At 67.7% G+C, this 15,200-nt stretch carries 10 protein-coding genes; 5 read left to right on the top strand and 5 right to left on the bottom strand.

Annotation, left to right across the window (positions count from 1 at the left end):
* Positions 1-15 precede the first annotated feature (15 nt).
* Entirely contained in the window at positions 16-786 is a 771-nt protein-coding gene (locus CEK69_RS04605; RefSeq protein ID WP_152244142.1) for a glutamine amidotransferase, read from the bottom strand.
* A 102-nt stretch (positions 787-888) separates the two neighbouring features.
* Positions 889-2,709: a GspE/PulE family protein gene (locus CEK69_RS04600; protein WP_152244140.1), complete on the bottom strand. Its 1,821-nt coding sequence runs from the start codon at positions 2,707-2,709 to the stop codon at positions 889-891.
* 75 nt (positions 2,710-2,784) lie between these two features.
* Between CEK69_RS04600 and glyQ the strand changes: the two genes are divergently transcribed.
* Complete coding sequence (glyQ, locus tag CEK69_RS04595; RefSeq protein ID WP_010340858.1) at positions 2,785-3,693, top strand: glycine--tRNA ligase subunit alpha; 909 nt, start codon at positions 2,785-2,787, stop codon at positions 3,691-3,693.
* A gap of 158 nt (positions 3,694-3,851) precedes the next feature.
* Entirely contained in the window at positions 3,852-6,023 is a 2,172-nt protein-coding gene (gene glyS / locus CEK69_RS04590; RefSeq protein WP_152244138.1) for a glycine--tRNA ligase subunit beta, read from the top strand.
* A gap of 616 nt (positions 6,024-6,639) precedes the next feature.
* On the opposite strand, the gene rep is transcribed toward glyS, so the two are convergent.
* A complete protein-coding gene (gene rep, locus CEK69_RS04585) occupies positions 6,640-8,616 on the bottom strand; it encodes a DNA helicase Rep (protein ID WP_010340793.1) in 1,977 nt (658 codons plus the stop codon).
* Between the two features lie 138 nt (positions 8,617-8,754).
* On the opposite strand from rep, the gene CEK69_RS04580 reads away from it, so the two are divergent.
* Together CEK69_RS04580 and CEK69_RS04575 are read left to right on the top strand one after the other, a co-directional pair.
* Entirely contained in the window at positions 8,755-9,375 is a 621-nt protein-coding gene (locus CEK69_RS04580; protein ID WP_017907968.1) for a thymidine kinase, read from the top strand.
* Positions 9,376-9,542: 167 nt separating this feature from the next.
* Positions 9,543-10,307 (top strand): sel1 repeat family protein, encoded by a 765-nt coding sequence (locus CEK69_RS04575; protein ID WP_152244137.1) that lies wholly within the window; start codon positions 9,543-9,545, stop codon positions 10,305-10,307.
* Positions 10,308-10,510: 203 nt separating this feature from the next.
* Here the strand turns inward: CEK69_RS04575 and CEK69_RS04570 are convergent, their stop codons facing one another.
* Both CEK69_RS04570 and mutM read right to left on the bottom strand, forming a co-directional pair.
* The gene (locus CEK69_RS04570) at positions 10,511-12,115 is read right to left on the bottom strand and encodes a glucan biosynthesis protein D (RefSeq protein WP_039726155.1); all 1,605 of its coding nucleotides are present in this window, start codon (positions 12,113-12,115) and stop codon (positions 10,511-10,513) included.
* Positions 12,116-12,519: 404 nt separating this feature from the next.
* Positions 12,520-13,332, bottom strand: coding sequence for a bifunctional DNA-formamidopyrimidine glycosylase/DNA-(apurinic or apyrimidinic site) lyase (gene mutM, locus CEK69_RS04565; RefSeq protein WP_152244135.1), 813 nt, complete (start codon positions 13,330-13,332; stop codon positions 12,520-12,522).
* A 389-nt stretch (positions 13,333-13,721) separates the two neighbouring features.
* On the opposite strand from mutM, the gene CEK69_RS04560 reads away from it, so the two are divergent.
* Positions 13,722-15,200: DUF6531 domain-containing protein (locus CEK69_RS04560; protein WP_226975037.1), on the top strand; the 1,479-nt coding region annotated here is incomplete at its 3' end.

The following is a 15,200-nucleotide window of genomic DNA, read 5'->3' as shown; positions in this document are numbered from 1 at the left end:
CGGCGACTACACAGATTATCGCGGTTTTGCCTGGCCGCTGCTGTGCTGCCCGCGTGCGTGCTGAACGAAGCGCCGCAACAGTTTGCGTGCCAGCGGTGCGGCGCTGACCTCGCGGGCGATGGTACGGGCGCAGCGTCCGGCGCTGCGTAGACAGTCCGCGCGCGCCTGCACGTAGCCGCGCATGTGGTGGGTGGTGAACTCCGGATGGAACTGCACGCCCCAGGTCGCCTCGCCCCAGCGGAACGCGTGGCACTGGTCCTGCGCCGAGTGCGCCAGCACCGTGGCGCCGGACGGCGCGCGCAGCACCGTCTGCAGATGCGTGGCATGCGCGGGGAAGCGAGGCGGCAGGCCGGCGAACAGCGGATCCTCGGCGGCGGGCGGGTGCAGTTCGATGTCCACCGTGCCCGATTCGCGCCCGGCCGGGTTATAGGCGACCTCCCCGCCCAGCGCATGCGCCAGCAGCTGGTGCCCGTAGCAGATGCCCAGCAGCGGCGTGCCGTCCTCGGCGGCTTCGCGCAACCAGGCCGCCGAGCGTTCGCTCCACTCGGCCCGGTCGGTGACGAACGCCGCCGAGCCGGTGACGATCACTCCGGCGAAGTCGCCCCGCGCCGGCAACGCCTCGCCGGCGGCGACGTTGGTCACCACCGTCTCGCGCTCGGCCAGGCCGGCGGCGACGCGGATCCAGTGCGGGAAGCGTCCGTAGCGCCGCATCGTCGCCACCGGTTCACCGGTTTCGAGGATCAGGAAGGGCGCAGCACGGCGACGGACGGGAGAAGCGAACGGCATGGTGGGATTCTAGACGCCGTCGCCGTGGATTGTTCAAGGCCGCGCGGCGGTGGCGGCATAGCCATATAACTGGCGATCATGAGGCGGGGAAGCGCCCGCGCTTCACTCGCGCGGCGGCAGCACCGACAGCACTTCCTCGATGGTGGTCAGCCCGGCGGCCACCTTTTCCAGGCCGGCGCGGCGCAGCGTGCGCACGCCCTCGTCCTGGGCGGCGCGGCTGAAGCCGGCCAGGTCCATGTCGGCGCGGATCAGGGTGCGCAGGCGCGGGGTCACCGGCAGCAGTTCGTACAGGCCCACGCGGCCCAGGTAGCCGGTGCGGCGGCACTCCAGGCAGCCGACCGGGGCATAGGGTTGCAGCGGCTCGGGCAGGGCCTCGCCCGGCTCGCGCAACGCGTCCCACTCGTGCGCTTCCAGGGTGTGCGGGCGCTTGCAGTGGCCGCACAGGGTGCGCACCAGGCGCTGCGCCAGCACGCCGTTGAGGGTGGAGGCGACCAGGTAATGCGGCACGCCCAGGTCGAGCAGGCGGGTGATCGCCGAAGGCGCATCGTTGGTGTGCAGGGTCGACAGCACCAGGTGGCCGGTCAGCGAGGCCTGCACCGCCATCTGTGCGGTTTCCAGGTCGCGGATCTCGCCGATCATGATGATGTCCGGGTCCTGCCGCAGCAGGGTGCGCACGCCGCTGGCGAAGTCCAGGTCGATGTTGGCCTGCACCTGCATCTGGTTGAACTCGGTGGCGATCATCTCGATCGGATCTTCCACGCTGCACACGTTCACGTCCGGCGTGGCCAGGCGCTTGAGCGTGGAGTACAGCGTGGTGGTCTTGCCCGAGCCGGTGGGGCCGGTGACCAGCACGATGCCGTGCGGGCGCTCCACCAGCGCGTTCCAGCCGGCCGCTTCCTGCGGGCTGAAACCGAGCTGGTCCACGCTCTTGAACGCGGCATCCGGGTCGAAGATGCGCATGACGCACTTCTCGCCGAAGGCGGTGGGCATGGTCGACAGGCGCATCTCGGTCTCGCGCCCGCCCGGCGAGCGGGTCTTGATGCGCCCGTCCTGCGGGCGCCGCCGCTCGGCCAGGTCCATGCGCCCGAGCACCTTGATGCGGCTGACGATGGCGGTCATCACCGCCGGCGGCACTTCCAGCACCTTGTGCAGCACGCCGTCGATGCGGAAGCGCATGCGCCCGGCCTCGCGCCGCGGCTCCAGGTGGATGTCGCTGGCGCGCTGCTCGTAGGCGTACTGCAGCAGCCAATCGACGATGTGCACGATATGGTGGTCGTCAGCATTGACGTCGCCGCCGCGGCCCAGTTCCACCAGCTGCTCGAAGCTGGGCAGGCCGCTGCTCTGTTCGGTGCGCCCGTCCTTGGCGCCGCGCACCGAGCGGGTCACGCCGAAGAACTCCATCGTGTAGCGATGCAGGTCCAGCGGGTTGACCACCACCACCTCGATGCGGCGCCGCGCCAGGTGCTGCACATCGCCGAGCCAGTCCAGCGCCAGCGGTTCGCTGGTCGCCACCAGCAGACGCTCGGGCTGCAGGGCAAGCGGCAGGATCCGGTGGCGGCGCGCATAGGCGTGCGAGACCACGCCGGTGACCGCGGCCACGTCGACCCGGGTCGGATCGATGCGCAGGTAACGCAGGCCGCAGCGCTGCGCCAGCCACTCGGTCAGCCGTTCCAGGCTCAGTTCGCTGCCGGGCGGGCGGGTGGCGGCCAGTTTCAGGTTGGACAGCAGCACCAGCGGATGCACGTCGCTGGCGGTGCGCGCGGTCTGCGCCGAGAACTGCACGCGGCCGCGTTCGGCCGGCGCGACCAGGCCGTCGGCGAGCAATGCGGCGGCCACGCGCTCGAAGCTCAACCGGCCCGGCGGCAACGCCACGGTGGGCTCGGCGGGCGACGACGCGGGCGGCGCGGCAGGGCGCGAATCCATGGTCCAGGTCCGGTACGCGGAAGTCCCCGCGAGTCGGTCGCTATACTAGCGCACCCCTCAACCGGCCCCTGCGAGATGTCCGTTTCCCGGTCCGTTCCGATCACGTTCCAGGGTCTGATCCAGACCCTCAACCAGTTCTGGGCGCAGCACGGCTGCGTGCTGATCCAACCGTTGGACCTGGAAGTGGGCGCCGGCACCTTCCATCCGGCCACGTTCCTGCGCGCGCTCGGGCCGGAGCCGTGGAACGCGGCCTACGTGCAACCGAGCCGGCGCCCCACCGACGGCCGCTACGGCGAGAACCCGAACCGCCTGCAGCGCTACTACCAGTACCAGGTGGCGATGAAGCCGAACCCGGACAACATCCAGCAGCTGTACCTGGATTCGCTCAAGGCGCTGGGCATCGATCCGCTGGTGCACGACCTGCGCTTCGTCGAGGACAACTGGGAATCGCCGACGCTGGGCGCCTGGGGCCTGGGCTGGGAGGTGTGGCTCAACGGCATGGAAGTCACCCAGTTCACCTACTTCCAGCAGGCCGGCGGCCTGGAGTGCAAGCCGGTGCTGGGCGAGATCACCTACGGTCTCGAGCGGCTGTGCATGTATCTGCAGAACTGCGACAACGTCTACGACCTGGTGTGGACCTACGGCCCCGACGGTACGCCGGTCACCTACGGCGACGTCTACCACCAGAACGAGGTGGAGCAGAGCGCGTACAACTTCGAGCACGCCAATGTGGCCGAACTGTTCCACCGTTTCGACGCGTGCGAGCAGGAAGCGCAGGCGCTGGTCGAGGTCGGGCTGCCGCTGCCGGCGTACGAGCAGGTGACCAAGGCCAGCCACGCCTTCAACCTGCTCGACGCACGCCGCGCGATCTCGGTGACCGAGCGCCAGCGCTACATCCTGCGCGTGCGCGCGCTGGCGCAGGCGGTGGCCAAGGCCTACTACGCGCAGCGCGAGAAGCTGGGCTTCCCCGGCGTGAAGAAGTAACCAAAGCCCCTCTCCCACCGGGAGAGGGGTTGGGGTGAGGGTACGCCGGCACGAGTAGCCGGGTGCTCCGACTCCCCAGGCGCCCGCACCCTCATCCGCCCCTTCGGGGCACCTTCTCCCGCAGGGAGAAGGGAAAAACCGCTAGCAAGGTCCGACACATGAGCCAACACCTTCCCCTGCTGATCGAACTGGGCACCGAGGAACTGCCGGTCAAGGCATTGCCGGGCCTGGCCCAGGCGCTGTTCGACGGCGTGATCGCCGGGCTGGAGAAGCGCGGCATCGCGGTCGAGCGTGGCGACGCCAAGCCGCTGTCCACGCCGCGCCGGTTGGCGGTGCTGCTGCCGGGCGTGGCCGTCGAGCAGCCGGAGCAGCGCGCGGAAGTGCTCGGCCCCTACCTCAACATCGCGCTGGACGCCGACGGCCAGCCGACCAAGGCGCTGCAGGGGTTCGCCGCCAAGGCCGGGATCGACTGGACCGCGCTGGAGCGCACCAGCGACGCCAAGGGCGAGCGCTTCGTGCACCGCGCGGTGAATCCGGGCGCGCGCACCGCGACGCTGCTGCCGGAGATCCTGCGCGAGGCGATCGCGGCGATGCCGATCCCCAAGCCGATGCGCTGGGGCGATCACGACTACGGCTTCGCGCGGCCGGTGCAGTGGCTGGTGCTGCTGTTCGGCAGCGAGGTAGTGCCGATGCCGCTGTTCGGCGTGGAGGCCGGCCGCGACAGCCGCGGCCACCGCTTCCTCCACGACGCGCCGGTGCCGCTGGCGCAGCCGGGCGACTACGTGGCCGCGCTGCAGGCCGCGCAGGTGCTGGTGGACCCGGACGTGCGCCGCGCGCGCATCGTCGCCGAGGTCGAGCAGGCCGCGCGCGAAGCCGGCGGCAGCGCGCGCATCGCCGCCGACAACCTGGAGCAGGTGGTGAACCTGGTCGAATGGCCGTCGGCGGTGCTGTGCAAGTTCGAGCCGGCGTTCCTGGCGGTGCCGCAGGAAGCGCTGATCGAGACCATGGAGAGCAATCAGAAGTTCTTCCCGGTGCTGGACGACGGCGGCAAGCTCACCGAGCACTTCATCGGCATCGCCAACATCGTCTCGCGCGATGTCGCCGAAGTGGCCAAGGGCTACGAGCGGGTGATCCGCCCGCGCTTCGCCGATGCCAAGTTCTTCTTCGACGAAGACCTCAAGCAGGGCCTGGAGGCGATGGGCGCCGGCCTGGCCAGCGTCACCTATCAGGCCAAGCTCGGCAGCATCGCCGACAAGGTGCAGCGCGTGGCCGCGCTGGCCGAGGCGATCGCCGCGCAGGTCGGCGTGGACCCGGCACAGGCGCGCCGCGCCGCCGAACTGAGCAAGAACGACCTGCAGTCGCGGATGGTCAACGAATTCCCGGAACTGCAGGGCATCGCCGGCCGCCACTACGCGCTCGCCGCCGGCGAGCCGAGCGAGATCGCCCTGGCGATCGACGAGGCCTACCAGCCGCGCTTCGCCGGCGACGACATCGCGCTGTCGCCGCTGGGCAAGGTACTGGCGATCGCCGAACGCCTGGATACGCTGGCCGGCGGGTTCGCCGCGGGGTTGAAGCCGACCGGCAACAAGGACCCGTTCGCGCTGCGGCGCAATGCGCTGGGATTGGCGCGGACGGTGATTGAGAGTGGGTTTGATGTGGATGTGAAGGCGCTCCTGTCGACGGCTGCGACCCAGGCGATGGAGGCAATTCGGCGTTACGCCCTGCTGAAGAAGCTGGACGCAGCAGCAGAGGCGAAGCGCGAAGGTGCTGAGACTGCACCCGGGCAACATCAGGTGGGCGCGGTTTCGCTGGAGCAGGTCGAGGAGATCTTCGACTTCATCCTCGACCGCCTGCGTGGCTACTACGCCGACAAGGGCGTGCCGGCGACGCAGTTCAACGCGGTGGCGGAACTGAAGCCAGCCTCCCTGTACGACTTCGACCGCCGCATCGACGCGATCGGCACCTTCGCCGCGTTGCCGGAGGCCGAGGCGCTGGCAGCGGCCAACAAGCGCATCCGCAACATCCTGCGCAAGGCCGAGGGCGAGATTCCGGCACAGGTCGACGCGGGCCTGCTGCGCGAGCCGGCCGAGCGCGCGCTGGCCGAGGCGGTGGAAGCGGCGATCGCCGAGACCGACGGCGCGCTGCGCCAGCACGACTACGTCACCGTGCTGAACTTCCTCGCGCGGCTGCGCCCGCAGGTGGACGCGTTCTTCGACGGCGTGATGGTCAACGCCGACGACCCGGCACTGCGCCGCAACCGCCTGGCCCTGCTCAAGCGCCTGGGCGACCGCCTCGGCAGCGTCGCGGCGATCGAGCACCTGTCGGCGTAAGCAGCACAAGCGTCGAACCGGAGACGGGCCGCCTTGCGCGGCCCGTTCTCTTTTTTCAGGTAGAACTCCTGCGGCAATGCGCGGCGCCAATGGCTTCGGCACACCGCAATGCGTCGGGACTGAAGTCCCTCCCACAGTGCAAGCTCCCTGCTGCCCACACGCCCTGCAGGCGCGTTCGCTTGCGTCCTTCACAACAACGTGTGCAAGCGTCCGCGCTAAGCCCCTCTCCCGTCGGGAGAGGGGTTGGGGTGAGGGTGCGGCGCGAAGCGACCTGCGGAGTGTCAGTGCACGAGGCTGCGCCTGACCCTCATCCGCCCCTACGGGGCACCTTCCCCCAAAAGGGGGCCGTGGTCCCGCAGGGAGAAGCAACAGCCGACTAGCCCCTCTCCCCCGGGAGAGGGGTTGGGGTGAGGGTCCGGCGCGAAGCGACTCGCGGAGTGTGAGTGCACGAGGCTTCGCCCGCACCCTCATCCGCCCCTACGGGCACCTTCTCCCGCAGGGAGAAGGAACAGCCGATTAGCCCCTGCGTACATCCGCACGCCCCATCCCCAGCGACCGCACTCGCAACGCACCCCGCCGTTACGAATCCCCATTCCCCATTCCCCAATCCCGGCTTCTAATCAAACAACGCCTGGATCGCCGCCAACCCTGCATTCGCGCGCTCCTTCTTGCGCGCCGCGTCGGCCACCGGGTCGGCGCCGTCGCGCTGCATTTCCTCGGCCGGGATCTCGTCGAAGAAGCGGCTGGGCTTGAGCCGGATATGCTCGCCGAACTTGCGGGTGAGCTTGCTGTAGCTCATCCACAGCTGCTCCTTGGCGCGGGTGATGCCCACGTACAGCAGGCGCCGCTCTTCCTGCAGGTTGCCCTCTTCCAGGCTGACCTCGTGCGGCAGCACGCCGTCCTCGCAGCCCACGATGAACACGTAGCGGAACTCCAGGCCCTTGGACGCGTGCATGGTCATCATCCGCACCTGGTTGCCGCCGTCGTCCTTGTCGTTGCGCGACAGCAGCGCCAGCTGCGCGGCCAGGTCGCCGACGGTGGCGCCGCGCGGTCCGCCCTCGAACCACTTGGCCAGTTCCTCCAGGTTGCCGCGGCGGCGCTGGAAACTCGCTTCGTCCTTGCACTGGCTGCGCAGCTCGCGGATCAGCCCCGACTGCTCGGCGAGCTGGCGCACCACGTCGGCCGAGGACAGCGTGGTCGAGGCCGCGCGCAGTTCGTGCAGGATGTCGACGAAGTCGCTCAGACCGTTGGCCGCGCGCGGCGGCAACTGCTGCAGCGCGCCCACCGACTCGGCCGCGCGCGACATCGGCAGGTGCTTGGCAGAAGCCAGTTCGGCCAGCTTGGCCAGCGAGGTCGCGCCGACCTCGCGCTTGGGCGCCTGCACCGCGCGCAGGAACGCCGCGTCGTCGTCGGGATTGACCAGCAGGCGCAGCCAGGACAGCACGTCCTTGACCTCCTGCCGCTCCAGGAACGCGGTGCCGCCGGTGATGTGGTACGGCACGCTGGCCATCTGCAGCGCCTTTTCCAGCGGCCGCGACTGGAAGTTGCCGCGGAACAGGATGCAGAAGTCGCTCCACGGCACCTGCTTGGCGGTGCCCAGGTAGGCGATCTCGGCGGCCACCTTCTCCGCCTCGTGCTCGCTGTCGCGGCACTCCCACACGCGGATGCGCTCGCCATCGGCCTGATCGCTCCACAGCGTCTTCAGATGCTCGTGCGGGTTGTGCGCGATCAACGCATTGGCCGCGCGCAGCACGCGGTTGGAGCAGCGGTAGTTCTGCTCCAGCTTGATGATCTGCAGGGCCGGATAGTCGCGGCCCATCTGCATCAGGTTTTCCGGGTTGGCGCCGCGCCAGGCGTAGATGCTCTGGTCGTCGTCGCCCACGCAGGTGAAGTTGCCGCGCGGGCCGGCCAGCATCTTCAGCAACCGGTACTGCGCGTCGTTGGTGTCCTGGCTCTCGTCCACCAGCAGATAGCCGATGCGCTCGCGCCAGGCCATCACGATGTCTTCGTTCTCTTCCAGCACCTGCACCGGCAGGCGGATCAGGTCGTCGAAGTCCACCGCGTTGAAGGTGCTCAGCCGCGCCTGGTAGCGCTCGTACAGGCTGGCCGCCTCCTGCTCGCGGTTGCTGCGCGCGGCCGCCATCGCCTGCTCCGGCGACAGCCCGGCGTTCTTGGCGCGCGAGATCAGGTTCTTGGCATCCTCGATGGCATCGGGCTTGGCGCCGGGCATCAGGTCCTTGATCTGCGCGGCGGCATCGTCGGCGTCGAAGATCGAGAAGCCGCGCTTCAGGCCCACCGCGGCGTGTTCGATCTGCAGGAACTTCAGGCCCAGGGCGTGGAAGGTGCAGATGGTCAGGCCGTCGGCCGCCTCGCTGCGGATGCGCTTGGCCACGCGCTCGCGCATTTCCTTGGCCGACTTGTTGGTGAAGGTGATCGCGGCGATGCGCTTGGCCGGGTAACGGCCGCTGGCGATCAGGTGCGCGATCTTTTCCACGATCACGCGGGTCTTGCCGCTGCCGGCGCCGGCCAGCACCAGCAACGGACCCTCGCAATGCAGGACCGCGGCGCGTTGGGGAGGATTGAGACCGTGCATGAAGACTTCCCTTGGCCGCGCATTGTAACGGGCACCGGCCGGCGCCGGCGCCGACGCCCCACCGCCGCGCCGGCGCTGAACCGGTTCGCGAACCGCCCGGCGGCCGGGGCGCGCGGCCGCCGCGCTAGAATCGGCGGCATGGCGAAACTGTATTTCTACTATTCGGCGATGAACGCCGGCAAGACCACCACACTGCTGCAGTCGGCGCACAACTACCGCGAGCGCGGCATGCGCACGGCGATCCTGACGCCGCGGCTGGACCATCGCGCCGGCAGCGGCGTGGTCGCCTCGCGCATCGGCCTGCGCGCCGACGGCATGCCCTTCGTCGCCGACACCGATCTGCTGGCCACCCTCGAGGCCGACATCGCCAGCCACGGGCCGCTGCATTGCGTGCTGGTGGATGAGGCGCAGTTCCTCAGCCGCGCCCAGGTCTGGCAACTCAGCGAAGTGGTCGACCGGCTGCGCATCCCGGTGCTGTGCTACGGCCTGCGCACCGATTTCCGCGGCGAGCTGTTCGAAGGCAGCCAGTACCTGCTGGCCTGGGCCGACGAGCTGCAGGAGATCAAGACCATCTGCCACACCGGCAGCAAGGCGACGATGACCGTGCGCGTCGACGAGAACGGCCATGCGGTGCAGGACGGCCCGCAGGTGGAGATCGGCGGCAACGAGCGCTACGTGTCGGTCAGCCGCCCCGAGTTCAAGAAGATCATGCGCGGCGAAGGCCGCATCGATCCGCTGCAGATCGCACTGCCGCTGTAACTCGCATGCAACGCGCGACGCACCGCACTGGTGCGTCGGATCGGACCGCGATGAACCGCCGCTGACGATTGCCGCGCAGGCGCCCGTGCCTATGCCATCAGTCTATGGAGCGCGCCCAGGCGGCATGCCTAGAATCGCGCCGATCGCTCACTCATGGGATGAGGAACATGCTTTCGTTCAAAGGATTTTTTGCCGGCAGCGGCACCGCACTGGGCTGTGCCCTGCTGCTCGCCCTGCCTGGCCCCGCCGCTGCGGCCCCGGGCGACCACACCTTCCAGGACATCCCGGCGCAGGTGCTCACCGACGGCTTCCTCGAGGCGCACCTGGACCTGTTCTATCGCCGCGCCGGCATCCGCGCCGACAAGAAGGGCGAGTACGCCGAGGCCAGGAAGCAGTACCAGCTGGCCGCACGCTACGCCGACAAGCCGTCGCAGGCGCGGTTGGGCGAAATGTACTGGGAGGGCCAGGGCGGCGCTGCCGACCATACGATGGGCTTCCTTTGGATGGCGCTGGCCGCCGAGCGCGGCTACGACCAGTTCGGCGCGCGCAAGATGGAGTACTGGAACCAGCTGACCCCGGACGAGCGCAAGCGCGCGGTCAAGCTCGACAAGTCGATGCTCGCCGAGTACGGCGACGAGGTCGCCAAGCCGCGCCAGGAAGCGGTCCTGCGACGCGAGGCGATGCGCAGCACCGGCGGCCTGCTCGGCCACTCCGGCGCATCCGGTCCGCTGTCGATCAACGGCCCGCGCGGCGGCAGCATCGATCCGGAAGTGTTCTACGCCAAGCAGTTCTGGGAGCCGAGCGCGTACTGGAAGCTGCAGGATCAGGTGTGGGACGGCCGCACCCCGGGCCGGGTCGACATCGGCGATGTCGAGGACATCAGCACGGAAGGCGCACCGCCAACGCCGCCGCAGGAGCCGGGCAAGCACTGAACGCGGAGCCATTCCCGCGTCGGGACTGAAGTCCCTCCCACAGCAGCCCAGTGCCGGGCCTGTGCGCCCCTGTGGGAGTGGCTCAGCCGCGACGCGCGAGGCGCACCGCACTCGCACCCCCGACTGCGTCGGGACTTAAACACCAGCGCAACCGCCCCATCCAACGAGCGCCCGATGCCGGCCGGCGCCGAGCGCTTCGCGGCTCAGTACAGCTTGCGCTCTGCCGCCGGCGGCGGCGTCCACTGGTACAGCCAGGTCTCGGTGAGCGGGCGCTCGCCGCTGCGCAGGTACAGGCGGATGTCGATCTGCTCGGTGCCGTCGTCCGGCGGCACCACGTCGAACATCGCACGGTAGCCGGAAATCTCGTGCAACGGCCGCGCCGAGACGATCTCGGTGCGGCCGCGGTTGAGCTGCAGCACCGCCTCGACCTTGGCGTCCTTCTCCTTGCCCAGCTTGGCCAGTTCGCCGCCGACGAAATCCACCGCGAAGCGCCACGAGAAGTAATGCCGCTTCTGCCCGACCACGCCGCCCAGGCCGGTACGCGTGGCCACGCAGTGCGCCAGCGGCGAGGACGCCGGCGCCTGTGCGCCCCAGTACAGGCGGTAGCCGAACAGCAGCTCCTGTCCGGGCTGCGGCTTGTCCTGCGGATTCCAGAACGCGACGATGTTGTCGAAGGTCTCGTCGACGGTGGGGATCTCCACCAGTTGCACCGAGCCCTTGCCCCAGCCCTGCTTCGGTTCCACCCACAGGCACGGGCGCTTCTCGTAGAACACGCCGTCGTCCTGGTAATGGTCGAAGTTGCGGTCGCGCTGCAGCAGGCCGAAACCGCGCGGGTTCTCGTCGACGAACATGTTGAAGCGCAGGTGCGGCGGATTGCACAGCGGCCGCCAGATCCACTCGCCGCCGCCGGTCCACATCGCCAGGCCGTCGGTGTCGTGGATCTCCGGGCGCCAGTCCCAATCCATGCGGCGGTCGTTCTCGCCCACCTGGTACATGCTGGTGCACGGCCCCAGGCCCAGGCGCTCGATGGTCTTGCGCGGATACAGCGCACTGTCGATGTCCATCAGCAGCACGTCGCCATTGGTGATCGCGAAGCGGTAGGCACCGGCCACGCTGGGCGAATCCAGCAGCGCGTACACCACCACCGTGTCCGAGCCGGCCTTGGGCTGCTCCAGCCAGTAGGCGATGAAGTCCGGGAATTCCTCCGGGCCGCCAGTGCCGGTATCGATCGCCAACCCGCGCGCCGACTGACCGTACTGGCCCTCCTTACCCACCGCACGGAAGTAGCTGGCACCGAGGAACGCGGCGAAGTCGCGCTCGGTGTCCTGCTTGGTGTTGAGGCGGAAACCGGCGAAGCCCAGTTCCTTCGGCAGCGGCTTGCCCTTCAGCCCGCTGCTGCCGTAATCGAACGCCGCGCTGTCGTAGGCCAGTTCCTGCGCCTGCCCGTCGACCAGGTCGAACATGTGCACCGGGGTCTTGAAGTACAGCCCCAGGTGGAAGAACTTGGCCTGGAATTTCGGGCCCTGCTCGGCCGCCCACAACGCATGGTCCTGGCGGTAGCGGATCGACTGGTACTGGTCCCAGGTCAAGCCCTCCACCGGCGCCGGCAGTGCCCGCTTGTGGCTCTGGTACGGCGCATCCGCCATGGCCCGCGCGTGGCCCTTGAGCCAGGCGTAGTCGAACGGCTGCGGCTTGCCCAGGCGGCGCAAGCCCACCGCAGGGGCCGCCTGGCCGAGCATCGGCATCGCCGGCAAGCCCATGGCGGCGAAGGCGGCGGCGGCGTTCTTGAGGAAATCGCGTCGTTGCATGGCCGGATCGAAACGGAAAAGGACGCCCATCATAGACAAGCGGCGCCGAAGGTGGCGGTGAGGGATGGTGTCCGTGGGTGCGAGCCCCGGACGCAGACGTGCTGGAGGTGGGCGGGCCCCGGCCGAGACCGTTGCCGACCCGACCACATCGGCGTCGCTATGCCCGAGTGGGCAAGGCCGCTTCTGGAGCCGCTAACGACGCGACAAGGCCCACCGAGAAGCCAGCCGACATGTGCGCTTGAGCCGACGCGTTACAGGTGATGCCCGTCGCGGCTGAATCGCGCTTGCGGTCGCGACGGCCCATCGTGCCGAGACGCTGCAAGACAAGAAGCGCGGTGCTGGCGGTATCCCTGCGGACGCCGGACCGCCTTCGCCGGTGCGTGCAGCGCGATCGCGTTCGTTGCTCAGCGCTGGCAGTGGCCACACCAGACGCTGGCGCGTTGGCCGATGCTGGCGTGGCGCAGCGTGCGTCCGCAACGCTTGCAGGCCTCGCCCTCGCGGCCGTAGACCGACAGCTCCTGCTCGAAGTAGCCCGGCGCCCCATCTGGACTGATGAAATCGCGCAACGTCGTGCCGCCGCGCTGGATCGCATAGCCCAGGATCGCCTTGGCTGCCTCGGCCAGGCGTGCGTAACGGGCACGCGAGACGTCGCCGGCCTCGCGCAGCGGACTGATGCCCGCCTGGAACAGGCTCTCTGCCGCGTAGATGTTGCCCACCCCGACCACGATGCGCTGATCCATCAGGAAGGTCTTGACCGGCGCGGTGCGGCCGCGGCTGAGCCGGAACAGATGATCGCCGTCGAACGCATCCGACAGCGGCTCCGGCCCCAGCTCGGCGAGCAGCGGATGGGTCTCGCCCGGCGCCTGCCACAGCAGGCAGCCGAACCGGCGCGGGTCGTTGAAGCGGAGCACCCGGCCGTCTTCCAGGCTGATGTCGACGTGGTCGTGCGCCCGCGGCGGCGTGTCGCCGGGCAGCACGCGCAAGCTGCCGGACATGCCCAGATGCAGCAGCGCACTGCCGACTGCGGTATCCAGCAACAGATACTTGGCGCGCCGGCGGATGCCGTCGATGCGCTGCCCCGGCAACTGCTCGGCCACGTCAGGCGGAATCGGCCAGCGCAGATCCGGCCGCCGCAGGATAACCCCATGGATGCGCCGCCCCGACAGATGCGGCTCCAGGCCGCGCCGGGTGGTTTCGACTTCGGGGAGTTCGGGCATAGCTTGAACAGCGTAATCGGGCGGCAGATGACATTGAAACTCTAACATCACTGTTCACACCCGAGAGCCACGCAGTCGCACTTCCGAGCGATGTGGACAGCGACTGCATATCCTTTAGAGGTAAGAGCCACGCCTTCGCGTTTGAGTCACCTTGCTGACATGGAATGGCCACGACTTAGTCATTAGTTGACAAATTTATCTGTGATAGGTTTCCATTTCGCGAGAGCGTTGGACGCAAGCCGCCGCGGCGCGGCGGTGAATGGGAAAGGAGCAATCCGCTCGGCAGGTGATCTGCCACTCCAGTAGTGACATTGGCCGCGCACGGAAGCGTGCGCGAAAAGAAGTTGCACGTTGCCGCGCGCAGGTGCCACCTCACTTAGGGATAAGAAATGCACCAGAAAGGAAACTGCCATATTCAGGCCACCGTCAAAGGACCGCGGACGTGGCTAGCACGCCTATGCCTCCTCATGCCGTTGGCAGCAGGGCTAGTCAATGTGGCGCAGGCAGAAGAAAGCAAGCGGACATGGACGCTGGTCGATTCCGACGGGGCAAGTCATGGCCAGTACACGACGCAAGAGCAGGCTGCGGCCGCCATCAAGGACTTGCCGCCTCCCGATGCATACGTTCCCGAATTCTACAAATACGCCGATCAGATAAAGAGCCAAGAAATCCTGGAGAACGGCGACGTCAAGATCACATACTGGAACGGTAACGAGTTACCGACGGATCCGGAGTGGATGTATGTCGGTGATCAGGAATACTCAACTGAAGAGGAGGCGATACGGTCGCTTGAGCAAGTAGCAAACGAAAGTAACAGCCCTTGTCCGGCGACGGCGAAAATTACGATTTTGGGAGGCTGGCAGGACACACGCACCGATGGCAACGATGGTGGCGAGTGGGGAGAGAAAGCCTACAGGCTCGACTATAACTATTTTGGTGCCGACGAGTGCGTACCTAAAAGCGAGCAGATGGAGCTTGTCCGCCATCGCAGGACCGAGTGCCCGGTTGAAAAGCTGATGTTCTGGCGCGACAAGTACCAGGCGTGCGTCAACGAATACGCCATCGCCTTCGTCGTCACCAAGACCCTTGAACGCGGTTGCGGCTACGAGGGCAATCCTTGCGATACCAAGACCGGTGACAAGTATGAAGTTGCCCCGGATTTCGATCTTGGTTGGATTGCGCTCGAACGGCACTACCACTCGGGCATCTCGAATGACACTGGTGGCTTCGGCTATGGCTGGACGCACTCGCATGCGATCAGGCTTGCCATTGGCGCTGACGGCATAGGATTGATCGATGGTGGGGGCTTCCATACCCGATATCACCAAGTCGGGGATGGGTATTTCGCTTCGGACAGTAGCGGCGACCGACTTATCACTGACGGCGCACTGTGGAAGCTCTACCGCAGAGATACCTTGCTGATCTTCGATACCAATGGAAGGCTTTTGGAACGAGAAAATCGTGACGGTACATTTCTGCACTACAACTATGACGATCTGGCGCGCTTGACCACGATCCTACATAGCAGTGGTCGTACACTCGATTTCCACTACCTGTCAGCGACAAGTGGGGCGTTGATCGGAGCGATCACTACATCCGGCATTCCATTGGTTACCTATACGTATACTCAACGTGGCCAAGTGGAAACCGCCACATACCCAGACGGGACCCAAAAGCTCTACCACTATGAGGACCCTCGCTTTCCTGGAAATCTGACAGGATTTACCGGCGAAGACGGCCAGCGCTTCAGCACCTTCGCTTACGACGAGGTTGGCCGTGCGATCTCCAGCCAGCACGCCGGCGGTATTGACGGCATCACGCTGGCTTACTCGGCTGCCGGCACTCGTGTCACCGATGCGCTGGGCGAT

This window comes from Xanthomonas sp. LMG 12462, from assembly GCF_009192885.1.
GTDB lineage: Bacteria > Pseudomonadota > Gammaproteobacteria > Xanthomonadales > Xanthomonadaceae > Xanthomonas_A > Xanthomonas_A sontii.
This window is presented reverse-complemented; position numbering and strand designations above follow the sequence as displayed.

Coding starts and splice junctions, on each gene's coding strand:
- CEK69_RS04605 (WP_152244142.1), bottom strand. CDS start 786: ATGCCGTTCGCTTCTCCCGTCCGTCGCCGTGCTGCGCCCTTCCTGATC.
- CEK69_RS04600 (WP_152244140.1), bottom strand. CDS start 2,709: ATGGATTCGCGCCCTGCCGCGCCGCCCGCGTCGTCGCCCGCCGAGCCC.
- glyQ (WP_010340858.1), top strand. CDS start 2,785: ATGTCCGTTTCCCGGTCCGTTCCGATCACGTTCCAGGGTCTGATCCAG.
- glyS (WP_152244138.1), top strand. CDS start 3,852: ATGAGCCAACACCTTCCCCTGCTGATCGAACTGGGCACCGAGGAACTG.
- rep (WP_010340793.1), bottom strand. CDS start 8,616: ATGCACGGTCTCAATCCTCCCCAACGCGCCGCGGTCCTGCATTGCGAG.
- CEK69_RS04580 (WP_017907968.1), top strand. CDS start 8,755: ATGGCGAAACTGTATTTCTACTATTCGGCGATGAACGCCGGCAAGACC.
- CEK69_RS04575 (WP_152244137.1), top strand. CDS start 9,543: ATGCTTTCGTTCAAAGGATTTTTTGCCGGCAGCGGCACCGCACTGGGC.
- CEK69_RS04570 (WP_039726155.1), bottom strand. CDS start 12,115: ATGCAACGACGCGATTTCCTCAAGAACGCCGCCGCCGCCTTCGCCGCC.
- mutM (WP_152244135.1), bottom strand. CDS start 13,332: ATGCCCGAACTCCCCGAAGTCGAAACCACCCGGCGCGGCCTGGAGCCG.